Annotated in this window: 23 protein-coding genes; 9 read left to right on the top strand and 14 right to left on the bottom strand. The window is 71.9% G+C overall.

What is annotated here, in order from left to right; all coding sequences use genetic code 11:
- Positions 1-60: 60 nt before the first annotated feature.
- The 3 genes from ABD333_RS29145 to ABD333_RS29135 are packed head-to-tail and all read right to left on the bottom strand — an operon-like array spanning position 61 to position 1,684.
- The gene (locus ABD333_RS29145) at positions 61-912 is read right to left on the bottom strand and encodes a helix-turn-helix domain-containing protein (protein ID WP_344545714.1); all 852 of its coding nucleotides are present in this window, start codon (positions 910-912) and stop codon (positions 61-63) included.
- Between the two features lie 9 nt (positions 913-921).
- On the bottom strand, positions 922-1,440 hold the full coding sequence (locus tag ABD333_RS29140) for a DUF6879 family protein (RefSeq protein WP_344545713.1): 519 nt from the start codon (positions 1,438-1,440) through the stop codon (positions 922-924).
- The gene (locus ABD333_RS29135) at positions 1,412-1,684 is read right to left on the bottom strand and encodes a hypothetical protein (RefSeq protein WP_344545712.1); all 273 of its coding nucleotides are present in this window, start codon (positions 1,682-1,684) and stop codon (positions 1,412-1,414) included. The genes ABD333_RS29140 and ABD333_RS29135 overlap by 29 nt, the downstream gene beginning before the upstream one ends.
- 330 nt (positions 1,685-2,014) lie before the next feature.
- Between ABD333_RS29135 and ABD333_RS29130 the strand changes: the two genes are divergently transcribed.
- The 3 genes from ABD333_RS29130 (at position 2,015) to ABD333_RS29120 (ending at position 4,254) form a co-directional block, all read left to right on the top strand.
- Positions 2,015-2,653, top strand: a complete 639-nt coding sequence (locus ABD333_RS29130; protein WP_344545711.1) for a FadR/GntR family transcriptional regulator — start codon at positions 2,015-2,017, stop codon at positions 2,651-2,653.
- Positions 2,650-3,858: a CynX/NimT family MFS transporter gene (locus ABD333_RS29125; RefSeq protein WP_344545710.1), complete on the top strand. Its 1,209-nt coding sequence runs from the start codon at positions 2,650-2,652 to the stop codon at positions 3,856-3,858. The genes ABD333_RS29130 and ABD333_RS29125 overlap by 4 nt, the downstream gene beginning before the upstream one ends.
- A 78-nt stretch (positions 3,859-3,936) precedes the next feature.
- On the top strand, positions 3,937-4,254 hold the full coding sequence (locus tag ABD333_RS29120) for a hypothetical protein (RefSeq protein WP_344545709.1): 318 nt from the start codon (positions 3,937-3,939) through the stop codon (positions 4,252-4,254).
- Here the strand turns inward: ABD333_RS29120 and ABD333_RS29115 are convergent.
- Both ABD333_RS29115 and ABD333_RS29110 read right to left on the bottom strand, forming a co-directional pair.
- On the bottom strand, positions 4,241-5,227 hold the full coding sequence (locus tag ABD333_RS29115) for an asparaginase (protein WP_344545708.1): 987 nt from the start codon (positions 5,225-5,227) through the stop codon (positions 4,241-4,243). The genes ABD333_RS29120 and ABD333_RS29115 overlap by 14 nt on opposite strands.
- Positions 5,228-5,301: 74 nt before the next feature.
- Positions 5,302-6,129 (bottom strand): beta-keto acid cleavage family enzyme, encoded by an 828-nt coding sequence (locus tag ABD333_RS29110; protein WP_344545707.1) that lies wholly within the window; start codon positions 6,127-6,129, stop codon positions 5,302-5,304.
- 65 nt (positions 6,130-6,194) lie between these two features.
- Between ABD333_RS29110 and ABD333_RS29105 the strand changes: the two genes are divergently transcribed.
- Positions 6,195-9,617 (top strand): ATP-binding protein, encoded by a 3,423-nt coding sequence (locus ABD333_RS29105; protein WP_344545706.1) that lies wholly within the window; start codon positions 6,195-6,197, stop codon positions 9,615-9,617.
- Positions 9,618-9,620: 3 nt separating this feature from the next.
- On the opposite strand, the gene ABD333_RS29100 is transcribed toward ABD333_RS29105, so the two are convergent.
- Entirely contained in the window at positions 9,621-10,313 is a 693-nt protein-coding gene (locus tag ABD333_RS29100) for a hemerythrin domain-containing protein (protein WP_344545705.1), read from the bottom strand.
- A 73-nt stretch (positions 10,314-10,386) separates the two neighbouring features.
- Here ABD333_RS29100 and dtd point away from each other — a divergent pair, with 73 nt between their 5' ends.
- Positions 10,387-10,812, top strand: a complete 426-nt coding sequence (gene dtd, locus ABD333_RS29095) for a D-aminoacyl-tRNA deacylase (RefSeq protein WP_344545704.1) — start codon at positions 10,387-10,389, stop codon at positions 10,810-10,812.
- Positions 10,813-10,825: 13 nt separating this feature from the next.
- Here dtd and ABD333_RS29090 read toward each other — a convergent pair whose 3' ends face one another.
- The 4 genes from ABD333_RS29090 to ABD333_RS29075 all read right to left on the bottom strand — a co-directional run bounded on the left by ABD333_RS29090 (position 10,826) and on the right by ABD333_RS29075 (position 13,694).
- On the bottom strand, positions 10,826-11,332 hold the full coding sequence (locus ABD333_RS29090; RefSeq protein ID WP_344545703.1) for a hypothetical protein: 507 nt from the start codon (positions 11,330-11,332) through the stop codon (positions 10,826-10,828).
- A gap of 30 nt (positions 11,333-11,362) precedes the next feature.
- The gene (gene ygfZ, locus ABD333_RS29085; RefSeq protein ID WP_344545702.1) at positions 11,363-12,427 is read right to left on the bottom strand and encodes a CAF17-like 4Fe-4S cluster assembly/insertion protein YgfZ; all 1,065 of its coding nucleotides are present in this window, start codon (positions 12,425-12,427) and stop codon (positions 11,363-11,365) included.
- Positions 12,428-12,437: 10 nt separating this feature from the next.
- Positions 12,438-12,854: a Fur family transcriptional regulator gene (locus ABD333_RS29080; RefSeq protein ID WP_344545701.1), complete on the bottom strand. Its 417-nt coding sequence runs from the start codon at positions 12,852-12,854 to the stop codon at positions 12,438-12,440.
- A gap of 339 nt (positions 12,855-13,193) precedes the next feature.
- On the bottom strand, positions 13,194-13,694 hold the full coding sequence (locus tag ABD333_RS29075) for a heme-binding beta-barrel domain-containing protein (RefSeq protein ID WP_344545700.1): 501 nt from the start codon (positions 13,692-13,694) through the stop codon (positions 13,194-13,196).
- Positions 13,695-13,849: 155 nt separating this feature from the next.
- On the opposite strand from ABD333_RS29075, the gene ABD333_RS29070 reads away from it, so the two are divergent.
- Together ABD333_RS29070 and ABD333_RS29065 are read left to right on the top strand one after the other, a co-directional pair.
- Positions 13,850-14,212, top strand: coding sequence for a DsrE family protein (locus tag ABD333_RS29070; RefSeq protein ID WP_344545699.1), 363 nt, complete (start codon positions 13,850-13,852; stop codon positions 14,210-14,212).
- A gap of 134 nt (positions 14,213-14,346) precedes the next feature.
- Positions 14,347-15,357 (top strand): TerC family protein, encoded by a 1,011-nt coding sequence (locus ABD333_RS29065; protein WP_344545698.1) that lies wholly within the window; start codon positions 14,347-14,349, stop codon positions 15,355-15,357.
- Positions 15,358-15,368: 11 nt separating this feature from the next.
- Here the strand turns inward: ABD333_RS29065 and ABD333_RS29060 are convergent, their stop codons facing one another.
- Together ABD333_RS29060 and ABD333_RS29055 are read right to left on the bottom strand one after the other, a co-directional pair.
- Positions 15,369-16,094 carry a type 1 glutamine amidotransferase gene (locus ABD333_RS29060; RefSeq protein ID WP_344545697.1) on the bottom strand — a complete coding sequence of 242 codons (726 nt, stop codon included), beginning with the start codon at positions 16,092-16,094 and terminating at the stop codon, positions 15,369-15,371.
- Positions 16,084-17,334, bottom strand: a complete 1,251-nt coding sequence (locus ABD333_RS29055; RefSeq protein WP_344545696.1) for a Mur ligase family protein — start codon at positions 17,332-17,334, stop codon at positions 16,084-16,086. The genes ABD333_RS29060 and ABD333_RS29055 overlap by 11 nt, the downstream gene beginning before the upstream one ends.
- 352 nt (positions 17,335-17,686) lie before the next feature.
- Between ABD333_RS29055 and ABD333_RS29050 the strand changes: the two genes are divergently transcribed.
- Positions 17,687-19,174, top strand: coding sequence for a hypothetical protein (locus ABD333_RS29050; protein WP_344545695.1), 1,488 nt, complete (start codon positions 17,687-17,689; stop codon positions 19,172-19,174).
- 218 nt (positions 19,175-19,392) lie between these two features.
- Positions 19,393-20,088, top strand: coding sequence for a hypothetical protein (locus tag ABD333_RS29045; RefSeq protein WP_344545694.1), 696 nt, complete (start codon positions 19,393-19,395; stop codon positions 20,086-20,088).
- Positions 20,089-20,098: 10 nt separating this feature from the next.
- Here ABD333_RS29045 and ABD333_RS29040 read toward each other — a convergent pair whose 3' ends face one another.
- Positions 20,099-23,119, bottom strand: coding sequence for a helicase HerA-like domain-containing protein (locus ABD333_RS29040; protein ID WP_344545693.1), 3,021 nt, complete (start codon positions 23,117-23,119; stop codon positions 20,099-20,101).
- A 55-nt stretch (positions 23,120-23,174) separates the two neighbouring features.
- Positions 23,175-25,307 (bottom strand): coiled-coil domain-containing protein, encoded by a 2,133-nt coding sequence (locus ABD333_RS29035; protein WP_344545692.1) that lies wholly within the window; start codon positions 25,305-25,307, stop codon positions 23,175-23,177.
- Positions 25,308-25,343: the final 36 nt, after the last annotated feature.

The following is a 25,343-nucleotide window of genomic DNA, read 5'->3' as shown; positions in this document are numbered from 1 at the left end:
CGCCGATGCCGCCTATATCGAACGCTAAGGAAGCGGCATTTTGAAGGCCAGACGTTTTCACTATTTTTCAGCGATGCGTCTTCGCGCCAGTTCGATCTGACGCCGGGCATCCTGGCCGAACACGGCTGAGCGGCGCAGCAGTTCAAAGAGGCGGACGTACTCGGCGACCTCGTCGGGGCGGTCGGTCTGGTACTCGACGGTCCACAGTTCGCTGCGGACGAGCTTGTCGTCGAACACGTAGAAGCCCTCTCCTGCCCAGATGGCCCGAGGGGCACCGGCCGGGATGATGCCGAGCGAGACGTGGGGATACCGCGTGACCTCGGCGAGAAAGTCGAGTTGGGAGCTCATGATCTCGTCGGGAACGATCGCGAGATGGAGGGCGGAGACCTCGAGGACGAAGACGTAGTTGTTCAAGCCTGTCGGCTGGGTCAGGAGGCGTTGTCGATAGAGACGGGCTTCCGCGGCCCCGTGGGCGTCGTCACCGCCGGGCAGGCCGTGGACGTTCGAGACGAGATCCATCAAGGGTTCGACGTAGCCCGGCCGTTGCAGGATGCCGGGCAGCCTGCAGGACTCGTATGCCCGCACCAGCCGAGTCCGTTCGTAGAGGTCGCCTTCGGCTTGGACGTGCCTCAGCCCGGCTTTGAGCGCCTGGCGGTGCTCCTGCCACATCTGGAGCACCTCGCGACGGATCGCGATCATCTCCGGGATGTGACGGGCCACCCCGCAGGCCGTCATCCACCTGCGGATCTCGTCCTCGCTCGGGTCCAGGTGCCCATGTTCGATGCGGGAGATCTTGGTGTTGTGAATACCCGTGAGCGCAGCGAACTCGACGCCGGAGTGACCGGCGTCCAAGCGGTAGTCGCGCAGCCGGAGGCCGAAAGACTTGCATGCGTTCTTGGCGTCGTTGGTCAAAGGAACGCTCTACGGAGTCGGGCGGTACTCGCGGTGGCGGATGGAGACCGACCATGCGGCTTCGAAGGCGTCGCGGCACGACTTGACCATGGCCGGGTCGTCGCTGAACTGAATCTCGGCTCGTTGATTGTCGCCACCGAGGACATTGAAGACCAAGCAGTCTCCATCGAGGACGAACATGTCGTTGCCGGGAAGCAGGAGTGACGATGTCAAGCGTCGGGGAAGCCACCGTATGTCCTCACCCGCTTCGACTGCCGGCGTCTGGACGTCGAAAAGGTAGCGCTGGTATTCCGAGAGGGGTTCGGATACCACTCGGATCCTGCGGGTGCGCTGACCCCGCTCAAAGTCCTCCCGAACACCGTCGGCCCAGCTTTCCACGAACGACGACACGACGCCCTGAGGATCTCCAGCCCGCCACGCGTCGAGAAGCACGGCGTCGACGGCGTAGGCGTCCCGGAGCTCGAGTTTCAGGATGAGGCTCGCCGAGTCGATCAGCTCGTTACGCCGCTCCGTCGAGATCAACTCCATGGTTCTCCTTGACGTACTGGCGCACCATGCTCTCCATCAAGCGCCCAGGGACCTCGACGTACGTTTCGTGCTCGGCCAGGCCGATGAGCTGGGTCTCGGTCTCCGGGCCGAGTCGATCACCTTGCACCACCCATGTTCCGTGGTTGGTCCGGTAGAAGGTCGCGCAATCCTGCTTGGTGGTCGAGTCGGGATCCTTGCAGTAGAACGAGAGCCGCAGCTCATCACTTGTAGCGAATCTTTTCATGATTTTGCCCTCCCGACGCACTCACCCATTAGCGTCGAACCGGTGTTCTGTGCCCGAGACGGGGTGTCCAGGATGACCCCCACATTTCCCTGACCTATTTCCACAGGCTTCTATCCCGAGGGGATGCACCACTGAAGGGGTGGGGGTCTGGGGGCTTGCCCCCAGCCTGGGGTTCGGGGCGGGAGCCCCGATGGGGCTGTCCGAGCGGAGCGAGGGCCTTGTTGCACCAAGGTGGCGATCTTCTGATAGGTAAGATGTCTGACATCTTACGTCTAGGGAGGGCTTGTAGTGCTTCGGCGGGTGCCGGGTGGGTCGGCTGTGGAGGCTGTGTTGGAGCAGCTTCAGGGGGAGGTCTCGGCGGGGGCCTGGCGGGTTGGTGATCGGATTCCCGGGGAGTTGGAGCTGGCCTCGCGGTTGGGGGTGAGCCGGCCTGCGGTGCGGGAGGCGATTCGGGCGTTGTCGCATGTCGGCGTGCTGGAGGTGCGCCGGGGCGACGGGACTTATGTGCTGAGCGGGGCTGATCCTCGGCCGATGTTGCGGCGGGTTGAGCGGGCCAGTTTGCGGGACGTCTTCGAGGTGCAGCTGGCGTATGACGTTCAGGCCGCTCGGCTGGCCGCGCGGCGGAGGACGGAGGGGGATCTCGTTCGGTTGCGGGAGCTGCTTGCGGCGCGGGCGGCTGCTAGTGGGGCGGAGGAGTTCGGGGCCGCGGACGCGCGGTTCCATTTGGGGGTCGTGGAGGCCACGGGGAACGCGGTGCTGATCGAGGCTTGTCGCTTCTTTCTGCGGCGGCTGAGTGAGGCCATGGGCACGCTGCGGCTCGACCAGGAGGTTCCGGAGGCCAGCCAGGAGGCGCATCAGGCCGTGGTGGACGCCATCGCGCGGCAGGACGAGGACGCCGCGGGGCGGGCGGCTGCGGCGATCATCGAGCCGAGTCTGGCGGCTCTGGAGACGCTGGTGGAGCGTCCGTGACGCGGCGGGTGCTCGTCGGGCAGCTGGTGCTGATCGTTCTGGTGGCGGTCAATCTGCGGCCGGCGGTCGTGGCGGTCGGGCCGGTGCTGAACGAGATCAGGGGCGAGTTCCAGCTGTCAGGAACGGCGGCGGGGGCTCTGACCACGCTGCCGCTGGTCTTCTTCGGCGTGTACGGGCTGCTGGCGGCTTTCTTGCGGAGAGCGCCGCGCAACGAGTCGTTGCTGATCGGGGCCATGGTCCTGCTGGTGGCGGGGCTGGTGTTGCGGCTGGCGGGTGCTCCGGTCGCCTTGTTCGCCGGGTCCTTGGTGGCGGGGATCGCCATCAGCATCGGCAACATCGTGATGCCCGCCATCATCAAGCGCGACCATCCGGACTCGATCACCACGGTGACGGCGGTCTACACGGTGGCCGTGACGGTCGGCGCGGCTGTCTCGTCGGGGTTGGCGGTGCCGGTCGAGCATGCTCTGGACAGTTCGTGGCGGGTTCCGCTGGGGTTGCTGGTCATTCCGGCGGGGTTGGCGGCGGTGGCGTGGCTGCCGAGGGCCCGGCGGGCGGCCCGTTCGGCGCCGGTCGCGTCGCGTGCGCTGGCCGTGCACGTCTGGCGTTCTCCGCTGGCGTGGCAGGTGACCGCCTTCATGGGCATCCAGTCGTTGCTGGCGTACGTGGTGGTCGGCTGGCTGCCCACCATCTGCCAGGACCGGGGCATGGCCGAGGCTCCGGCCGGGTACGTGCTGGCGCTGTCGAGCCTGATGCAGGCCGTGGGGTCGCTGTGCGTGCCGTTGCTCGAACGGAGGATGCGGGATCAGCGGCCTCTCGTCGGCGCCGTCGTGGTGGCGAGCCTGCTCGGGTTCGCCGGGATCGCGTGGGCTCCGATCGGGTCGGTGTGGGTGTGGTCGGTGGTGCTCGGTCTTGGACAGGGGCTGGGGTTCGCGACCGCTCTGTCGTTCATTGGGCTGCGGGCGCAGAACGCTCAGGTGGCGGCGCAACTGTCGGGGATGGCTCAGGGCGTGGGCTATGTGATCGCGGCGACAGGGCCGCTGGCCATCGGGGCGTTGCACGACGCCACGCATGGTTGGACCGTTCCCATCCTGGTGACGCTCGCGGTCGTTGCCGGGCTGGCGATTCCTGGCCTGGCCGCCGGCCGCGACCGTGCCGTCACCGTACCGACGGCAAAGGAGGCACCCTCAACGTCAAAATTGCCCTAAATGGCGTTATTGACCGCAGCCGGATACATATCGGCTCTGTAGCCTTGAAAGGGTCATCTACCAACGGGGGCTGGTCACATGGGGCCGGAGCTCACGATCGTCGCCGCGAACAGGATCGGCGACGGACCCTTGCTCATCATCGGGCCGCTCGTCGTCGCGCTGGCCCTGGTCACCTTTGTCGGCATGACCTCGCTCGGGCTCAGGAAGACCAACGCCGCCTGGCGGGCGTCGAGGACGGGCCTGACCCCGATCAACGTGCCGGAGCAGCATCACGGGGCGGAGCACGAGGTCGGTGGCGGCTTCTACCGTTACACGCCGGGAATGTACTCCCACAGCTATTCGCCCGAAGAGAACGCTCGCCGACCCCGACGGGACATGGGACTCATGCGCCTCTAGCGCCGAAAAGCCCTTCGGCCGGACGGATGGCGCCGACCGTCGCGTCGCCCCCGTGCAGCGGGACCGTGGCGAGCTCTTCCAGAACGGCGGTGTCCACGTCCGGCGCGGTATCGATGCCGAGTGCCCGTACGAGAGCGACCGTCACCGGCGTCCGCGCACGCATCGAGCCGTCGTCGACCTTCACCACCCCGGCCCGTCCGTCCGCGTAGGCGAACGCGTCCACGCCCTCCGCACCGCACTTGACCAGCAGTCCCGGGACGGCGTCCATCAGCCGTCGTTCCTCGCGCCGCGTGCCCGACGTCCACGCCGGATGGTCACGCATCGCGTCGGCCACCCGGCGTTCCGGCGTACCGGGAGCGGCCAGCACCAGGGCCCGGAACGCCCGGGCCACCCCGGTCGCCGAGATCGCGAAGAGCGGCGCGCCGCACCCGTCCACGCCGACCGTCACGGGCTTCTCACCGGACAGCTCTTCCACGACGGCCCGTACGGCCAGTTGGAGGGGATGCTCGGGATTCAGATAGGAATCGGTAGGCCACCCGGCCACCACGCAGGCGGCGAGCATCCCGGCGTGCTTGCCCGAGCAGTTCATCCGCAGCCGTGACCTGCCGCCTCCGCCGCGGGCCACGTCCAAGCCGACCTCGGGCTCCAGCGGCCATTGCGCCGGGCACTGCAGAAGGTCGGCGGACAGCCCGGCCCCGGCGAGGATCTTCTCCGCGCCCTCGACATGGAAGCCCTCCCCGGAGTGGCTGCCCGCCGCCAGGGCCAGCAGCTCCCCCGCGAGATCGAGGCCGGACCGGAGCATCGCGACCGCCTGCATCGGCTTGTTGGCCGAACGCGGGAAGATCGGTGCGTCGGGCGTTCCCGTGCGGACGGCCGCCGATCCGCCGGCGTCGAGCCCGATCGCCGACCCGCGGTGCCACGACTCCACGAAACCGGAGCGCTCCACCTCGACCAGAACCGGATTGACCTGCATGTTCACCTCTAAAAGCCCGGACGTTCCTTACAGGATATTGGTAAGGAAACACTCCAGACCACGCGCACCGCAGGTCAGCGGGGTTTGACGCCGAGGAACCGGCGCGCCTCGTCGACGTCCATCGGCGGCCGCTGGGCGAAGCGCGCGACGGCCGCCGCCCGTTCGACGAGCTGGGCGTTCGAGACCACCGGCTCTCCCCTGGCGTAGGTCAGCGTGTCCTCCATGCCGACCCGCAGGTGACCGCCCGCCGACAGCGCCGCGTACATCACGGGCAGCGACGTCCGGCCCACGCCCGTCGCCGACCAGGTGGCCCCTTCGGGCAGCGCGCCGGCCGCCGCGACGAGCGTGCGCGTGTCGCCCGGCATGCCGCCGGGCACGCCCATGACCAGGTCGCAGTGGACGCGGCCGCCGTACGGCGCGCCGTGCTTGTCCAGCAGCCGGTGCAGTGCCGCGATCTGGCCGAGGTCGAAGAGCTCGAACTCCGGAACGATCTCCAGCTCCTGCGTCCGCCGGTAGAGCTCCACCATGAACGGCCACGGGTTCATGAAGACCTCGTCGCCGAAGTTGACCGTGCCGCAGGTCAGCGAGCACCCGTCGGGACCCGCCTCCAGCACCCGCAGGCGATCCTCGTACGGGTCGGTGACCGCCCCGCCGGTCGACAGCTGGACGATGAGGCCGGTCGACTCCCGCAACGCCTGGACCGTGTCGCGCAGCCGCGCGAGGTCGAGCGTGGGCCGTGCCGCGTCGTCGCGGATATGGACATGGACGACCGCGGCGCCCGCGGCCTCGCAGTTCTTCGCGGTCTCCACCAGCTCGTCGAGCGTCACCGGCAGCGCCGGGACGTCCGCCTTCGCCGACTCGGCGCCCGTGGGCGCCACCGTGATGAGCGTCATTGCTCCCATGCCCGAATGATCTGTCCTGCCAAGCCCCTCCCGCAAGTGAGGCGTACGGGACATCATGGGCGGCGATGAGGTTTCAGGTGCTGGGCCCGCTGGCGGCGAGAGACCCCGACAGGGGCGCCGTCGAGCTGGGCCCGCGCCGCCAGCGGATGGTGCTGGCCCGCCTGCTGGTCGCGGACGGCGGGGTCGTCCCGGCCGAACGCATCATCGAGGAGCTGTGGCCGGGCGACCAGCCGGTCCGCGCGCTCGGCACCCTCCAGTCGTACGTGTCGCACCTGCGCCGCGCGCTGGAGCCCGACCGGCCGCCGCGGGCGCCCGCCACCCTCCTGGTGAGCGCGCCGCCCGGGTACGCGCTGCGCGCCGAGGTCGTCGACGCGCGGCTCTTCGAGGAGGAGGTGCGCGCCGCCGACCGGAGCCCGGACCCGGACGAGGCGCTGCACCTGCTCGACCAGGCACTGGGCCGCTGGCTCGGGCCCGCGTACGCCGACGTCGCCGACCAGGAGTGGGCGCGGCCGGAGATCCTGCGGCTGGGCGAGCTGCGCGCGCACGCGGTCGAACGGCGCGCCGGCCGTCTCCTGGAGACGGGCCAGCCCGCCGTCGCCGCCGGGGACCTGGAGGCCTTCCTCGCCGCCGAACCTCTGCGCGAGGAGTCCTGGCGGCTGCTGGCCATCGCGCTCTACCGGACGGGCCGCCAGGGCGAGGCCCTCGGCGCGCTGCGGCGGGCTCGCACGATGCTCGCCGACGAGCTGGGCGTCGATCCCGGGCCGGGCCTGCGGGACGTGGAGACGGCGATCCTCGCGCAGGACCCGGTGCTGGACGCCGTCCCGCAGATGCCGCCGCTGGAGCTCGTCGAACCGCCGAGACCGCCGGCGGCGGCCCGGCCTGAGACCGCCCAGCCGCCGGGGCGCGTGCCCGAGACCGGCCTGTTCGGCCGCGCGACCGAGCTGGAACGGCTGACGCGGACGGCGCAGGCCGCCGAAGCGGGCCGGCGCCTGCGCACGGCGCTCGTCCACGGCGAGCCCGGCATCGGCAAGACCGCGCTGCTCGAAGTCCTCGCGGTCGGGCTCGCCACCGCCGGCTGGCGGGTGGCGTGGGGCCGCTGCCCGGAGGCGGGCGGCGCCCCGCCGATGTGGCCCTGGCATCAGGTCATCACGACCCTGGTCGGCGAGCCGCCGGGCGCCGCCGACCGGTTCCAGACCTCGCGGGCGATCAGCGACCGGTTCGCCCGCACCTCCGACGACCGGCCGGTGGCCGTCCTGCTCGACGACCTGCACAGCGCGGACGAGGGCACGCTCGCGGTCCTGCGGGACGTGCTGGGCGGCCCGCCGCCGGCCCTGCCTGTCGTGGTCATCGGCACCTACAGGTCGGCCGAGGTGAGCGGCGCTCTCGCCGACACGCTCGCGGTGTTCTCTCGTCAGGGGGCGCTGCGGCTTCCGCTCGGGCCGCTGCCCGACGCCGACGCCGCCGCTCTCGTACGGGCGGTCCAGACCCAGGAGGGCACTGCGGACCGGGTCGATCCGGGGGCGGTCGCGAGCATCGTCGAACGTGCCGGCGGCAACCCGTTCTACCTGCGTGAGCTCGCCCGGCTCCCCGTCGGCGCCCCGGACGACGCGTTCACCCCGCCGCCGGCGGCCCCCGTCCCCACCCCCGCGCCCGCTCCGGCGGGCGGCACCGAACCGGACACCGAAGAGGTCCCCGCGGGCATCGCCGAAGTCATCAGGCTGCGCATCGCCCGCCTGCCCGCGCTCACCCGCAACGTGCTGCGCGTGGTGGCCGTGATCGGCCGCGAGGCGGACGTCCGGCTGGTCGTGGCGGCACAGCGGCAGGACCCCGACGACGTCTACGACGCGCTGGAGGCGGCCGTCGTCGGCGGCCTGCTGGAGGAGCCCGCGGCTGGACGGGTGCGCTTCGCCCACGTGCTGGTGCGCGACACGGTGTACGGCGATCTGCTGCGGCTGAGGCGGGCCCGCCTGCACGCGGACGTGGGCGCCGCGGCCGAACGGATCATCCCGGGCGCGCTGGCCGAGCTGGCCCACCACTTCTCCGAGGCGTCGGTGCTCGGGGAGGCGGACAAGGCCGTGCACTACTGCCGGGCCGCCGCCGAGGCCGCTGAGCAGGCCTTCGCCTACGCTTCGGCCCTCGATCTGTGGGAACGGGCCCTGACCGCGTTCGACCGGGACGGCACGACGGGCGACCCGCGGATCCGCACCGAGCTGCTCATCGGCCGGGCCCGCGCGGCGCAGCTCGCTGGACGGCCTCGCTGGGCCCACGACCTGCGCGGTGAGGCGATCCACGCGGCCGCGGCGATCGGTGATCCCGAGCTCACCGCCCGCGCGATCGTCGCGATCGACACCCCGACGCTCTGGTACAGCCGGCCGCGGGGGCAGATCGACATCGAGCTGATCAAGCTGATCCGGCGCACGCTGCCGGCGGTGCCGGACGCGCTCAAGGCGGGGCTGCGGACGACGTACGCGCTGGAGGCGGGCCTCCACCACGATCCGGACGGGGCGGTCGAGGCCGCCACCGCCGCGGTCGAATGGGCGCGCCGCGCCGGTGACACGGCGGTGCTGGCCGCCGCGCTCAACGCCCTCTACTTCGCCGAACGCCGGCCCGGCCGGTACACGGAGGTCACCCGGGTGGCGCTGGAGCTCGAACGGCTCGGCCGGGACGAACGCATGCCCGGGGTCGAGGCCCTGGGGCTCCTGGCCCGCTGCGTCGAGCTGGGCGTGCGCGGCGAACACGACCAGATCGCCTCTCTCACCGCCGCCGTCGCCGAGCTCGCCGACCGGTACGAGCTGCCGGTGTTCCGGATGCAGGTACAGCTGGCCGACGCGGCCCGCGAGCTCGTCCAGGGCGATCTGGACTCGGCCGCGCAGGCCTTCACCACCCTCGCCGAGACCGCGGCGAGCCGGGAGATGTGGGACGTCACCGGCGCGGGCGTGATCGGACGGATCTGCGCGCGGCAGGCGGCCGGCGAGCTCGCCTCCGCCGAGCAGGACGCGCGGCTCATCGCCTCGTTCGACGTGGCGGTGGGCGCCCCGTTGCACGCCTGCGCACTCGCGGCAAGCGGCGACGGTGAGGCCGCGCTCACGCTGCTGACGAAGGTCGGTGAGCCGCCCAAGGACCAGCTGTGGCTGCTCCTTGAGGGTTTCCACGCCGACGCGCTGGCCTTGGCCGGGGCTGCGGCCTCGGCCGGCGCGTCGGACGTGGAGGGACCCAACGGCCCGGCCAGCCCCCGCGAACTGGCCGGGCCGCTGTATGAGCGGCTGCTGCCCTACGAGGCGTTCGTCTGTGGCGGCGAGACGATGGGACTGCACATCGGACCCGTGGCCGCGCGGCTGGCCCGCCTCGCCGAGCTTCTCGGCCTCCCCGCGGCCGTGACCGCCCGCCACTGGGACGCCGCGCTCGACCTGGCCCGCCATGCCCGTGCCCCGCGCTGGGAACACGAGGCCACCACGGCCCTCGGACGCCTGCGCCGCCGAGACCCGTGAACCTCAACCGAAGAGCGTCCCGTGCAGACGCTCGTACCTCCCTCTGCACAGCCGCAGTGCCAATCGGAACGACACCGGGGTCTTCGACCAGGCCACCGTGTCGTCCTCCGGAGTGACCGCCGCCCACCACGACGCGGTGAACCACAGGCGCCGCTTGGGGTAGGCCTTCGTGACGGCCCGTTCCCAGCGGTCGAAGTCCTCCACCGACACGTACCGGGAGATGGCCGGGAAGATGTCGCGCTCCTCCTCGGTGATGTGCTCGTCGAGCAGGTCGCGCAGCCGCACGGACTCGACCGCCAGCGCCTTGCGGGCCAGCGTGTCGGTCGGCTCGGTCCGCAGGCCCGCGGTCGCGGCGCACAGTGCGGCGAGGATCGGGTCGAGCCGGTCGTGGTCGACGGTCAGCGGTTCGAGGTCCACCGCCCCGAGCGCCGACGCGCGGACGACCGGAAACCCGATCTCGTCCTCGTACCGGTGGTGGTGCCGGATGTCGGAGACGAACAGCTCGACGAACCTGTCCAGCGCCTTGGCGCGACGCTCGGTCAGCACCGTCTCCTCGGCCCGCAACCGCCCGGCGAGCTCGGCGAGGTCGTGGGCGCCGCGCTGGATCGCCCGGTGGGCGATCGTGTAGAGCCGCAGATCCACCTGCGGGTCGGTCGGCCGGCGAGGCCGCACCGTCAGCACCCTGTTCTCTCGCATGCCCCCACCCTGGACCCGCCCACTTGGAGACCACTTTCAGAACGCTTGAAGGCACCCGGCACAATCAGGAGGCATGCGCGCTGTGGTGCAGAGGGTGAGTCAGGCGGACGTGACCGTGGACGGCCGCGTCGTGGGGGCGATCGAAGGGCCGGGCCTCATGGTCCTGGTCGGGGTGACGCACGACGACACCCCCGCCAAGGCGCGCAAGCTGGCGGCCAAGCTGTGGGGGCTGCGCATCCTGGAGAACGAGCGTTCCGCCTCGGACCTGAACGCCCCGCTGCTGGTGATCAGCCAGTTCACGCTGTACGGGGACACCCGCAAGGGCAGGCGCCCCGGGTGGAGCGACGCCGCGCCGGGTCCGGTGGCCGAGCCGCTGGTGGCGGCGGTGGTGACCGAGCTGCGGGCGCTCGGCGCCAAGGTGGAGACCGGGGTCTTCGGTGCCGACATGAAGGTCGGGCTGGTCAACGACGGACCGATCACCCTGATCGTCGAGGTGTGAGCGCGACCCGCGTTCAGAAGCCGTAGACCATGCCGGCGACCGTCACGACGGTGCCGAGCGCGGCCAGGACGATCAGGCTCCGGTCGGCCTGCGCGAGGCGGCCCCGGACCTCCGGCGAGACGACCAGCACACCGGTCTCGCGCGGGGCGTCGACGGCGGGACGCCTGCGGAACGGGTCGCGGAGGCCGACCAAGCGCCACACGGCGTCGTTCTTGACCTCCTGGTGCGCCGCACCGCACGCGAACAGCCGCCCGCGAGCGGGCTCCCGGCACGGGAGGCCCTGCCGCGTCATGACCCGGCAGATCGTCGGCACGAGCACGAACTGGTAGAGGCACCACAACAGGAGCGCGAGCAGCGCCAGCCGCCAGGAGCCCGCCCACCAGGCGGCGACGAGCAGCGCGCCGAACCCGCACCACCAGACCAGCGCCGACTCCCGGCGGCGCCTGCGGCGCAGGCCCCGCGTGCCTTTCTTGGGGGGCGGCGGCCGCTCGTCCCGGCGACCGATCGGGGCATCGTCCACGACAGACGATTTCCCCGTCCGGTAGGCGCTTTACGCCCGTTTTGCTGCGGTCCTCCGCAAGTCGATGTTCGCGTTGGCACCGGTGTCCGGGGAAACCACGACCTCCTGGCTCGCGGCGACCCCGCCCGCCAGGAGATCGGCGTCCACCGGAACGTTCCGCTTGACCAGCGCGAGCGCGATCGGGCCGAGCTCGTGGTGCCGGACCGCCGAGCCCACGAAGCCCACCGTACGGCCCCCAGGAATCTCCACCGCGTCACCGTGCACCGGAAGGGTGTCGACGCTGCCGTCCAGATGCAGGAAGACCAGGCGGCGCGGCGGCCGTCCCAGGTTGTGCACCCGGGCGACCGTCTCCTGGCCGCGGTAGCACCCCTTGGTGAGGTGGACGGCGGAGTCGATCCAGCCCATCTCGTGCGGGATCGTCTTGTGGTCGGTGTCGAGGCCCATGCGCGGCTTGTGGTCGGCGATGCGCATGGCCTCGTACGCCCAGATGCCGGCGGGCCGCAGTTCGCCATCGGCGAACGCCGCCAGCGAGAGCCCGGCAAGATCCGGACCGTCGGAGTCCGCGTCGGCGTCGGCCTCGGCGTTGGCCTCCGCTTCGGCGTCGCGGGACACGATCCGCGTCTCGGTCCCGGCGGCGTCCGGCCAGACCAGAGTCCCGCCCAACCCGCTCGGCCCGGTGACGACGGCGTACCGGTCGCCCACGTCCGTCACCTCGACCCGCATCATGAAGCGCATCTTGTCGAGGAACTCCACCAGCGACGGCGCCGCGCCCGGCTCGACGTGCGCCCAGACGGCCGTGCCGTCGTCGATCAGGTGGAGATGGTGCTCGATGTGCCCGTTCGGGCTGAGCAGCAGCGCCTCGGTCGGCTCACCGGGCCGCAGGCCCTCCAGATGCTGGCTCAGCAGGCTGTGCAGCCAGCGCAGCCGGTCGGCGCCCTCGATCCGGACGACGCCGCGGTTGCTCCGGTCGACGAAGGCCCGGCCCGCCTCCAGGGCGCGCTGTTCGTGCGCGGGCTCGCCGTAGTGCGCGGCGACCTCCTGGTCGGGCGAATCGGCGGCGACGGCTCCGGGCAGCTTCAGCAGCGGGCTCTCCATGGCCTCCAGACTATTTGGTCCGGCACTCCTTGCAGCGGCCGAAGACCGTGAGGTGATGCACGTCGGTCTCGAACCCGAAGTCGCGTTCGAGCACCCCGGCCAGCCCGGCGGCGACCGCGGGATCGACGTCGGTGACCGTCTCGCAGCCGCGGCAGACCAGATGGATGTGCTCGGCGTGCTCGGCCAGGTGGTAGTTGGGCGGGCCGTGTCCCAGGTGGGCGTGCTTGACCAGCCCGAGCTCCTCCAGGAGCTCCAGGGTGCGGTAGATCGTGGAGATGTTGACCCCGCGAGCCGTGCGCTGCACCTCGGCGCAGATCTCCTCGGGCGTGCCGTGCTCCAGCGCGGTCACCGCCTCAAGGACGAGCTGCCGCTGCGGGGTGACGCGGTAGCCCCTCGCCCTCAGCTCCTCCTGCCACGTCTCGGACATGCCCAGAGTCTATGTGCCGCCGGTGTGCCCGAGGTCACCATCGAAGATCGCGGAAAATTCGCTTGCCTGACCTCGGCCGGGTCGCATAACTTGCCAGGTACGCGCGAAAGGAGGTGGTCCAGAGAATGCATAGTTCCAGGACTCGCGAGGTGGCTGTCCGTTAGTCGCCGTTCCGCCTCGGAGCCGCCGTCTCGGCGGCGGCACGCACGGTCGCGACGGTGACCGGCGAATACCAGGCAGTTACCCGATCCCCGGACCGGTGGACCCGTCCTGTCCACCCCCCGCCTCCCGGTGGGAAGGTCCGGGGATCGTTCAATGTCCGGGCCTTGTCAGGCGGCCTCAGGCGACCTTCTTGAGCTGAGCGGACAGGTGGGACTGCAGGGGCTGTCCCATGGCGGCCATCTCGTACACCCAGCCGAGGTCCCGCTTGCCGTCCTTCTCGGGCATCAGGCCGTACAGGCGCTTGCCGCCGGTGACCTCCTTGGCCGTCGTGGTCCGCGCCACCACGTCGGTGAGCAGTTCCACCCGGTTGAACGCGACGTTGCCGACGTAGATCTCGACGATCCCCGTGGGATGCGCCAGCGTCACCTCGACCTGGTTGCCCGGCTGCGGCCGCCAGTAGCCGGTCTCGGTCCCGAGCGGCCGGCCCAGCGAACCGTCGTCCTCGATGAGCCAGCTGCGGCTGGAGTAGATCAGGAACGGCTTCCCGATATGGCTGAACGAGATCTCCTGCCCGAAACGGAACTCCTTGATCGTGGGGTAGTCGCCGACACCGGCGCCCTCCCACCTGCCGAGCAGGAACGCCAGAGGTTCGATGTCGGGATGCGGCTCAAACTCCATGTGCACCGAGCGTAGTGCTAGCGGAGCCTCGACAGCCGCACGACCAGCACGATGGCGCCGACCGCCATCACCCCGAGCACCAGGAGCAGGATTCCCGCGTTCACCATGCCGCCCACAAGGGGGACCCTATCCCCTGCGGGGGTTAGGGTGCCGGTATGGCGAGATCTCTGGTGATCAAGGCGACGGCGGGGGCCGACGGCGCCGAGCGGTGCAATCAGGCCTTCACGGTCGCGGCGGCCGGCGTGGCCGCCGGTGTGCCGGTGTCCCTCTGGCTGACCGGCGAGTCCGCGTGGTACGCGCTGCCCGGCCGGGCCAAGGAGTTCGAGCTGCCGCACGCCACGCCGCTCGCCGACCTGCTCCAGGTGGTGCTGAAGGGCGGCCGGGTGACGATCTGCACGCAGTGCGCGGCCCGGCGCGACATCGGCCAGGACGACGTCATCGAGGGCATCCGCATCGCCGGTGCGCCGACGTTCGTGGAAGAGGCCACCACGGAAGGCGCCCAGGCGCTCGTCTACTGATCACCTCCTGATCGTCGCGCGGACGGCCGGGGCCACGGCCGGGCCCACGGCCGGGTAGGGGCGTCGGCGACACCGATTGATCCTCCGCAGAACGGACATAAGCGGCTCGACGACCCCGTTCCGAGGGAGGCCGCGTGATCGAGATCCCGGTGTGGCTCTGGGGCGCGACGATCGGCCTGATCGTGGCGCTCTTCGTGTTCGATCTGCTGGTCGCCGTACGCAAGCCGCATGCGGTCGGGCTGCGCGAGGCCACGTTCTGGTCGGTCTTCTACGTCGCGATCGCACTGCTGTTCGGGCTCGCGCTCGTCCCGCTGGCCGGTTCGGCCGCCGGCACCGAGTACTTCGCCGGCTGGGTGGTGGAGAAGAGCCTCTCGGTCGACAACCTCTTCGTGTTCGTGATCATCCTGGCGCGGTTCAGCGTGCCCGAGGAGTACCAGCAGAAGGTGCTGCTGTTCGGCATCGGCGCCGCGCTGGTCCTGCGGGCGATCTTCATCGCGATCGGCGCCGCGGCGATCAGCATGTTCTCGTTCACGTTCCTGATCTTCGGCCTGGTCCTGCTGTGGACGGCCGTCCAGCTGATCCGGCACCGGAACGAGGACCCCGACGTCGACGACAACTTCCTCGTCCGCCGGGCCCGCAAGATCATGCCATTGACCACCGACTTCCACGGCGGCCGGATGTTCGCGCGCGAGGACGGGCACCGGGTGATGACGCCGCTCCTGCTGGTCTTCGTCGCGATCGGCAGCACCGACGTGCTGTTCGCGCTGGACTCGATCCCGGCGGTCTACGGCGTCACCAAGGAACCGTTCATCGTGTTCGCCGCCAACGCCTTCGCCCTGCTGGGTCTGCGGGCGCTGTTCTTCCTGGTGGAAGGGCTGCTCCTACGGCTGGTCTACCTGTCGATCGGGCTGTCGCTGATCCTGGCGCTCATCGGCGTCAAGCTGGTCCTCGCGTTCGCGCACGAGGACGTCAGCAAGTCCGTGCCCGAGATCCCGACCCCGGTCTCGCTGGCGGTGATCCTGCTGATCCTGGTGGTCACCACCGTCGCCAGCCTGCTGCGGTCCAGGGCTCATCCGGAGGAACGCGCGCGCGCCGCCACCCTGCGCAAGCGCAAGCGCAAGGAAGAGGAATCCGCCCGCGCCTAGGGCCCGCCCCCTCAGCCGGAGGTGAGGACGGCGTTGAGCCGTTCCTCGCGCAGCCGTCCCGCCCAGGAGTCGTCGATGGGCTGGAGCTCGGCGCCCACGGCCCAGCGGAGCAGCAGGTCGGCCAGGCCCGGATTGCGCACCAGCGCCGGACCGTGCATGTACGTGCCGAGGATCCGCCCCGCGTAGGCCCCCTCCGTGCCGTCGCCGCCGCCGTTGCCGATTCCGGCGACGACGCGGGCGAGCGGCCGGGCGTTCGGACCGATCTGGGTGGCGCCCTGGTGGTTCTCGAAGCCGGTGATGCGCGGCACGTTCAACTCGGTGGCGACGTCGCCGACGACCTCGCCGACGGCGCGCTGCTCGCCGCGGAAGCTGCGGATGTCCAGCAGGCCGAGCCCGGGCACCAGCTGCCCCTCCTCGCCGCCGAACTCGTGGCCGAGGATCTGGAAACCGGCGCAGACCCCGAAGATGACGGCCCCGCCCTCGGCGGCGACCCGCAGGCCTCCGTCGTTGCGCAACCGCTGCGCCGCCAGGATCTGCGGCCGGTCCTCGCCGCCGCCGAGCAGGTAGATGTCGCCGTCGGTCGGCACCGGCTCGTCCGAGCGCATGTGCACGGTCTCGGTCGGGATGCCGCGCAGCGCGGCCCGGCGCTCCAGGACGATCGTGTTGCCCTGGTCGCCGTACGTGGACAGCAGGTCCGGGTAGATCCAGACGAGCTTCAGTGGACGGTTAGACGACACGGCCGTACCTCGTTCGGATGTTCTGGAAGGCGGTGTAGTTGGCGATCACGTCGAGCCGGCCCGGCGGTACCGCCATGACGGCCTGCTCGATGTCGTCGACGATGGTGAACGGGACCTCGGCGGCCTCCAGGCGCGCGGCGAGGTCGACGCGGCGTTCTCCGGTCACCCAGACCGGGCGGCCGCGCAGGATGCGGTAGTCGACGTCCCACAACCACGACGTGTCACGGCCGTCGGGACCCTGCGCGTTGATCGAGAGCGCGACCGGGCCGGGCGCGGGCTCCAGCACGTCGAACGCCTCCAGCCAGCCCGCCGGGTTCTTGGAGAGCAGCAGGCGGATGTGGCGGTCCTCGTGCTCGACGGTGGTGTAGCGGCCGGCCACGGACCGGACCTCGCCGAGGAGCGGCAGCGCCTGCTCCGGCGGCACGCCGAACTGCGCGACCACCGCGAGCGCGACCACCGCGTTCGACCGGTTGGCCCGGCCGGGCAGCGACAGCTGCGACAGCGGGAACATCCGGCCGTCGGGCGCGGTGACCTGGTCGCCCTTCAACACCCAGTCGGGCCGGGGGCGGGCGAAGTGGCACTCGCGGCAGCGCCAGTCGCTGTCCTCGTCGGTGTCCTGGCGGTCCAGCGGGCCACCGCACTCGGGGCAGCACCAGGAGTCCTCGCGCCAGTGCTGCCCGGCGGCGACCCACGTCACGCTCCTGGCGGTGGAGGCGCCCCAGGTGACGAGCGGGTCGTCGCAGTTGGCGATGACGTGGCTCTGCGGCGCCGCCTCCAGGGCCTTGCGCCACTTGCCGGCGAGCAGCCAGATCTCGGCGGCGCGGTCCATCTGGTCGCGGCTGAGGTTCATCAGGGCGACGACGTTGGCCCCGGTCTCCTTCAGCACCATGGGCACGTACTTCTCGTCGCACTCAAGGACGCCGTAGCGCGCGCCGGGCGCGGAGGCGAGCGCCGACACGTGCCCGGTGGGCATGTTGGCCCCGAACGCGTTGGTCGCGACCTCGCCCAGGGGGGTCATCGCCGACGTGATCAGCCGGGTCGTGGTGGTCTTGCCGTTGGTCGCGCTGACGAGCACGAGCTTGCGGTCCTTGGCGAGCCGGGTGAGCAGCTCCGGGTCGAGCTTGAGGCCGACCTTGCCGCCGATCACCGACCCGTCCCCCTTGCCGGCGAGCCGGGACATCTTGGCGGCCGTACGACCGAGCGCGACGGCCAGCTGCGAACGCAGTGGAAGATCGCTCATGGACTCCGTCTTCTCTGGTGAGCGGGGGCATCTGGGGCGCCTCGGAAGGTCGCCCCGAGCCTAGCCGGAACCAGCGGCGATCTCGCCACAACGTGAGGAGAACGCCGTTCCGCCCTCCCCGGCGCGCGGGCGAAATGCGACGAGGGTCACATGATCTCAGGTAAACCACCTGGCTCGATCTTGACCGTTGTCGCCGGGCCGTGGTTCGGTGCCAACCCCGGATGGCGGCGACAAATCGGATGAACGAGTCGCAAAATCGCCATCGGCGCGCCCGAGAGCGATGCCACCCAGTACTTTGTCGGGGGCCCTGCTGTTTCGTGGGGAAAGCGGCGACAAGGCGAGGATCTGAGCGATGCAGTGTCCGACGTGCGGTACTAACACGCCCGCCACGCTCGGCAGGTGTTCCAACTGCGACGCGCGCCTGCCCGCAGGACCGCTGGAGACTCCCCTGAGCGCCCCGGTGTCCGCGGACGTCGAAGCGATCGGCGACAAGACGATGATGGTGCCGCCGCCGACCCCGGCCTGGGCACCGCCCCCGGCGGCGCCCGGCGGTCTGCCGCCCGCTCCGCCCAGCAGCCTGCCGCCGCCGCCCGCACCGTCCGACGGTCCGTCTCCGGCGTCCTCGGGCGGCTTCCCGGCCGCGTCCGGCGCGCTTCCGCCCGCCGACCCCGAATCGACGGCCGCGTGGACGTTCGACCCCGATGAGGACGACGACGGTCCCGTCCCCGGCGCCGGTGGCGCGCCGGCCGGTTTCGGCGCGGCCTCGTCTCCCTCGCCGCCCCCGCCTCCGCCGCCCTCGTGGGCCGGTAACGGCGCCGGGCCGTCGCCCTACGGCACCGAGCCGCCCGCCGAGTCGATCGTGCCCGACTCCTGGTTCGCCCCGGCGCGCACGCCGGACGAGCAGCAGATCGACGCGAACGCGACGATGGTGGTCCAGGGGCAGCCCCAGGACCAGACGCGGTTCGATGGCAACGCCACCATGCTCGACCAGGGCATGCCGCATCCGAACGCCCCGTTCCCATCCGGCATGGATCCCAACGGGATGCAACCCGGCTCCATGCACGGAGGCATGCAGCCCGGAGGCATGCAGCCCGGAGGCATGCAGCCCGGCGGGTTTCCGGCGAACGGCGGTTTCCAGGGCCCCGGCGGACCGATGGGCCCCAGCGGCATGCCGGTCGATCCCGCCTACGGCGGCCAGGCACCGCCGCGGTCCTCGGGCGGCGTGAGCAAGCCGCTCATCATCACCGTGGCCGTCCTCGTCGTGGTCGCGCTGGTCACCGTCGGCCTGGTGGTGTGGCCGGACGGTGAGAAGAAGAACCCGCCGGCCGCCAAGCCGCCCGCCACCAACGCGCCCAACAAGAAGGTGTCCGACGACAAGCCGCTCCCGGTGGCCACCAAACAGCAGGCCGCGACCGTGCACGCGTTGCTGAACGCCAGCGCCGACACCCGCCGGGTCCTCACGGTGGCGATCGGCAAGACCCGCAAGTGCGAGGACCTGCCCGCCGCCATGGAGGGTTTCCAGCGGGTGGCCCAGCGCCGGCAAAACCAGCTGCGCCGCACGGCCGGCCTCAAGCTCGACCGGCTGAAGCGCGGGGAGCAACTGCGCGCGGCCCTTCGCCAGTCGTTCCAGGGCTCGCTGGAGGCCGACCAGGCCCTGATGGCGTGGGCGCAGCAGGCCCAGCAAGGCTGCGACGGCACGCCCAAGCCGGACGCCGCGCAGGCCCCCGGCCGCGCGGCCGCGGAACGCAAGGCGACGCTGGCCAAGAAGCAGCTCGTCCGGCTCTGGAACCCGATCGCCAAGCAGGCGGGGCATTCACAGCGACGCTGGAACGGCGTGTAGGTATCTTGTGACCGAAGGTCCCCCCTACGTAAGGGCTTGGTATGCGGTGCCCGCGATGCGGTAGCGACGCCGATCCGGCGCTCTCGACATGCCCACGGTGCGATGCGCCTCTCGGCGACAACGCGACCGCCCCTGACCCGGGCGGGCCGCGGTACGGCTCCGGGCACGGCTCCGACCGGCCCCCGCCCACGCCCTGGTCGCCGGGTCCTCAGGAGCCGGTGCCGTGGTCGCCGCCTCCGCCCTACGAACCCCCGCCGGGCGAGACTCAGATCTCGCTGTCACGCGAGCCCTGGGACGAACCGGAGATCTGGCAGCCGCCGCCCAGCAGGCGGCGGAAGCGGCCGCTTCCCCTCATCCTCGCCGCCGCGGGCGTGGTGCTGCTCGTCGCGGTGGCGTCCGCGATCGTGTTCTGGCCGAACGGCTCGTCCGACGATGCCGGGCCGCCCGTGCCGCAGCAGAGCGGGAACGTCCAGCAGACCCAGGCCGGTGGCGAACAGACGCCGACGGCCGCGACGTCGGGTCCCGAGCTGACCGAACAGGCCGGCAAGATCGACGCCCTGCTCACCGAGATGGTCGCGACCCGTTCCGAGCTGGGCTCGGTCACCGGGGACGGCGAGTGCGAGAGCTCGGGCCTGCGGCGGATCCGCACCCAGCGCCAGGACCAGCTGGAGAAGGCCCGCGCCCTCGACGTCGGCGCGCTGGAGGGCGGCACCGAGATGAAGGACGCGCTCGTCCGCGCGCTCCAGGCGTCGGTCGAGTCCAATCAGCACTACCTGAACATGGCGCCCGACTGCCCGTCGCAGGCGACCGACGCCGACAGCCGCGCCTCGAAGGCCAAGGCCGAATTCGTCCGCCACTGGACACCGATCGCCGAGCAGGCGGGCCTCCCGGCCCGCTCCGCCGACGCCATCTGACCCGCGCGCCTCACTCGGCCGGGAAGGGCAGCCCGGCGGCCGGGTCCTCGAACGGCGCGATGAACCGTTCCGGCCAGCTCAGCACCGGATCGAGCCACGAGCCCACCCGCATCGTCTCGGCGACGTGGGTGAGCTGCTCCTCGTCCGACAGCCCGATCCCGACCACCGCGAGGTCGCGGACGAAGCTCTCGTGGTGGTCGTCACCGGCCAGCGCGGTGATCGCGATGGGCCGGTTGCGTTCCAGCTCCATCGACAGCGGATGGCGGCGCAGCGCGCGCAGCCGGTGGCCGAGCTTGGGTTCGGCGGGCTGCTTCAGCCCCGGCAGCTGGTAGTCCAGCGGCGGCGCGGGCGCGTGCTTGTCCGGGGCGCCGGAGCCGAGCGGGAAGAGCCGGTCCATCTCGTGCAGCCAGCGCAGCTGCGGGATCACCCAGTTGGGCCCGGGCAACGCCCCCGCCGGCCCGTACGCGCCGCTCAGGAGCTGCTGGGCGGACGTCGCCGCGGTCGCGGTGAGGTCGGCCGGCGCGAACGCGGTGCGCAGCGCCCACGCCCGCCGCGTGACCGCGCGTTCGACCAGCGTCGCCAGGGTGCACTCGCGCAGCCGCGGCACGAGCCGCGACCAGGCGCGCCCGAGCTCCGGCGGCACGGCGGGCAGCGGCCGGTTGGTGACGTGGGCGAGGACGAGGGTGTCGGTCCAGAGCCGCAGCCATGCCCATTCCGCGTTGCCCGCCAGCAGGTCGGCCTCGCGCAGCTCGTAGAGCGAGCACGCGCGGCCCGAGCGGCACTCCGCGCCGCACGCGGCCGAGCGCCGGCCGTCCACCGGAGGAGGCGGGCCGGGCTGGACGGCCTCCCGGCCCTCGCCGAGCGGCACCCGCACCCGCAGCGGCCGGTCCATGCCGTCCGCGAACACGGCCGCGACGCCCGGCCGCAGCGACACCACCTCGCGGGACTGCTCGGTGTCGAGGTTCATCGCGGAGCCGACCTGGTGCCGGTCGTCGTAGGCGGGGAGCCGGTGCACGACCTTGAGCGCGGTGTTCTTGATGACGTCGGGCACGAGCTTGGTGGGGATCTGCTCGGCGACGATGATGCCCTCGCCGTACGCGCGGATCTCGGCGAGCATGCCCGCGAACAGCTCGACCGCGTGCGAGCTGGTGCGCTCGGGACCGCGGTTGCGCAGCAGCCGGTGCGCCTCCTCGATCACGATCACGTGCCGCAGCCCCGGCGACGATCCGGCCCCGGCCGACCGTGCCCGCATCCGCAGGTGCTCGACCACCCGGATGATGAGCGTGCCCATGAGGAACGCCTTGTCCTCGTCGTTGGCGACGTCCTCGATGGCGAGCACGATGTTCTCGCGCAGCATGCCGCCGATGTCGGCCGGATGGCCGCCCTCGAAGAACCGCCCGGCCGAGCCGATGCGCAGCGACCGCAGCCGTACGTCCACGAACCCCTGGACGTCGGCCATCAGCTCGCGGCCGTACCCGACGTCGCCGATGACCTGCAGCGCCGCGTTCTGGAGCTGTTCGAGCGTCGGCACGGCGGGCTCGATGAGCGAGCCCGGCACCCCGGCGCCCGTCACCACGTCCCAGCCGTTCGACTCGTACACCCGCTGCAACGCCTGCGCCATGATCTGCGGGAACGGCTCCTCGGCGTCGAACGCGGCCTGGAACAGCGCGCGCACCATGTCGATGTGGGCCTGCACCGGATAGCCGGGCTCGGGTGCCAGCGGGTTGACCGACAGCGGCACCGACGCCGGATCGGACGGGTTGACGACGGTCACCGGGCCGCCGAGATCCTCGATGCGCCCGGACATCGCCGCGTACTCCGACTTGGCGGGCTCGATCGCCAGCCAGGGGATGCCCGCGCGCGTCAGCTGTTCGAGCAGGTGCCGCACGGTCTGCGACTTGCCCGCGCCGGTGGAGCCGGTCACGAACACGTGCCGGTTGATGGTCGAGCGCGGCACGGTGAACCGCCCGACCTGCCGGTCCTGGCCGTCGAGGATCGCGCCCAGCTCGATCCGCGGCTCGCCGGCGTGCGCGGGCGCGTCGTCGTCGGTCTCGGACGTCACGTCGAAGTAGCCGGCGTCCAGCACGCGCAGCCCCGGCACCTCGCGGCGGGGCAGCCCGGCCAGTGCCGCCAGCGCGCCCGCCGTCGCCGTGAACGGGTAGCGCTGCTCCGACTCCACCGTCTGGCGGGCGAGCGCGGGAGCCGACGCCGGAGGCCGCAGGATCTCGCTGAACGTGCCGCTGCCGTGCCCGGAGCGCAGCCGGTAGGGGTGGTGGCCGAGCTCCATCGACCCGACCAGCACGGGCGCGATCTGGCTCAGCTCGGTCTCGGACGCCGCGCCCGCGAGCACCCGGACCCGCCAGAGCCCCGCCTCCCGGAACGCGTCGAGCTCCGCCAGGCGCTGGTCGGCACGCGCGACCGCGAGCCGCGCCTGCTCGTCCTCCCCGCGCCGCAGCATGCGCAGCTCGTGGTGCAGGTCCCGCATCTCGGTGTCGAGCAGCCGTTCGTCGCAGGGGTCGGCGACCACGAACCAGCCGAACGGGCGTTCCATCAACGTCATGAGCGTCGCCTCGAAGAGGCTGCCGCCGCTGTCGGCCGTCTTCACCTGCGGCGCGAGTCGGCCGGGGCACCGCGTCCACACCATCCGCTCGGCACGCCGCAGCCAGCCGTCGCCGATCGGCACGCCGCGCCCTCCGCTTGGGAACAGCAGGCCCTGTGCCCCGCCTTCCCGGCCACGCCCAGCGGCTCCCGGGCCGGGGCTCACGGGACCCGCGTTCGTGATGAGCTCCAGCGGCGCGCCGCCGCCCGGCGAGATCCACCCCACGACGAACGGGCGCTGCCGCCGCGCCGCCGACAGCGCGGCGGGGAGCACGCTCACGAAGTCCCACTCCGCCGAGGCGTTCCGCTCGGGAGCGGGGATCGCCTGAATCCGGTACCAGGGTCCGGACAGGACGGGGCCGTCCGCCCCACCCTGGTTGCCCGCCGCTTGATGACCGGCATGGTGGTGCTGTGCGCCATGGGGCTGACGCATACTCGGGGGTGGGGTCACTGCAGCATCCTTACCCCCGGCCGCATCTTCGCGCCACCTACTCGGAAGGTGGTTTTGGCGGGGTGTCGGCGGCGTGCCGTCCGTTCGGCTTCAGCGGCGGCACGATGCGCTGTGGCCGCGGGCCGGTGCCTCTGGGCAGTGCGTGCCGGGCTCGCGAGCCAGACGGCGTACGTGGTGGAGGCAGAGGCAGAGGCGGTACGGCGCGTTCTCTCCCGCCGGGCCGCTCCGAATCGGCCACGGTCTCGGACGTCACGTCCGGGGACGCCGTCTCGGTCATGGTCTCCGCGCTGTCGCGTTCCAGCTCCGTCTGCCGCAGCCGTTCCTGCTCGCGCAGGTGTTCCTCGAACTCCACCGAGTGCGTTGTCGGCAGCGTGATGATGCCGGGATTGGCGTCCACCAGCAGAATCCTGCGGCCCGTCGCGCCCGCGTGGGTGAACACCATCGCGGTCGGAGGGAGCTCCTGGAGCTGCGGCGGCTCGATCAGCAGCTCGCGGAAGCGCTGGCGCGTCTCGGTGGCCGGGATGCTGCGTCCCCAGGCCGTGGACGAGCTGATGCCCTCGACCAGCGCGGTGTCGTCGGCGACCGGCGCCGGCAGCGCCGACCACACCGGGTCGGTGAGCTCGTCGCCGCGCCGCCGCGCGAACGCGACCGTGCTGGCGTAGGTCTCCCCCACGACGTCGGACAGGGTCTCCCCGGCCGAATCGGTGATCTCGGCGACCAGCAGGCGATGGTCGGCGCCGATGTGCTCGGCGGCGATCCGGGCGTCCTCGGGGTTGCCGAGCCGCATGAAGCCCACCGCCGCGTGCCCGCGCCGCCCGAGCCGTTCGCGGACGTGCCGCGGGATCGACCGGTACATCAGCACGAGCCCGGTGCCCGTGGCCTCGCACGCGTCGATCAGCCGGTCCAGAACGTCGCCACGCAGCTTCTCCGCGCCGCACAGGAACAGGGTGTGGTCCCACTTGCCGCCGGGCGGCGCCTCCCGGATGCGGTGCGTGAGGGCCGTCGTGACGTACGTGCCGAGCACGCGGTTGGTCAGGACGCCGGCCCGCCGGTCCATGGACACCACGTGCAGCCGTGACGGCGGCAGCCGCACCGGCTCGGTCGCGAGGCGCTCCAGCTTGCGCAACTGCGCCTCCAGCGCCCACGCCCGGCGCACCACGATGCGGTCGGTGGCGTCGCGCCCGAACAGCGTGGCGATGCGTTCGAGCTGCTCGTCGGTCAGCAGGCCGCGCCGCAGATCGTCCCGCGGGTCCCCGACCTGCGCGAGCACCCGCAGCGCCGCCGTGATCCGCGGGATCGTCACGTCGTCGCCGAGCAGCTCGATGAGCCGTTCCAGGATCGAGTTGTCGAACGACAGGTCGCGCGTGCTGCTCTGCTCCTCGCCCGCGCTGACCACCAGCGACAGCACGTCGGCGAGCGCCTCGGGCCCGAGCCCGCGCGTGGCGTCCAGCCGCGACAGGTCGGCCGGCAGCACCCAGACCAGCGGGTCGTCGCCGCGGTCGGCCGCGAGCCGCAGCAGGTCGTGCGCGACCGCGCCCTCGGAGAGGTCGATGACCGTCACCCGGGCGCCCACCGCGAGCCGTGCCGCGCCCATCGTCGTCACGGACGCCGACCAGCCGGCGAGGGTGCCGCCGACGACGTCGACCCGGTCGACGCCGGGCGGGACGGCCACCGGGTACCACTCGCGCTGGTCGTCGTAGGCCCGCTGACGGCGCTCCCAGTCGGCCAGCGCGGCCGCGTACTCCTTCTCGGCCGCGTCCCGCGCCCGCCGCCACGCCTCACGTTCGCGGTCATCGAGGGCCCGTGCCTGCGCGATGCGCTCACGGACGGCGCGCTCGTCGCGCCACAGCGCCGAGCCGGTGATGCCGAGCACGACCCCGCACGCCAGCAGCGCCACCACCGCGAACGCCCATGGCAGCACGCCGGCGAGACCGCACAACAGGAAGAGCGTCATGCCGACCCCGGCGCCGACGCTGGTGATGCGCAGCGGCCGCCCGGCGAGGTGCTCGGCGGGCATGCGCCCGGCCACGCCGCCCGGCGCCGGCTCGGGACCGGCGGACTCGGGTGGGGTGGGAGGCGGTCCGGGGTCCGGATGCACCTGCGCGTAACGCCAGCCGACGTAGACGCGATCGGCCTGCGTCAGCCGCGCCATCGCGGATCCGCTCGCCATGTCCGTCACGTGGTCAAACCCCTGGGTGTCGCGGGA

The sequence above is a fragment of the Actinomadura fulvescens genome, from assembly GCF_039533225.1.
GTDB classification, from domain to species: domain Bacteria; phylum Actinomycetota; class Actinomycetes; order Streptosporangiales; family Streptosporangiaceae; genus Spirillospora; species Spirillospora fulvescens.
Note: the sequence above shows the minus strand (reverse complement) of the source record. Positions and strands in the feature narration are given on the sequence as shown.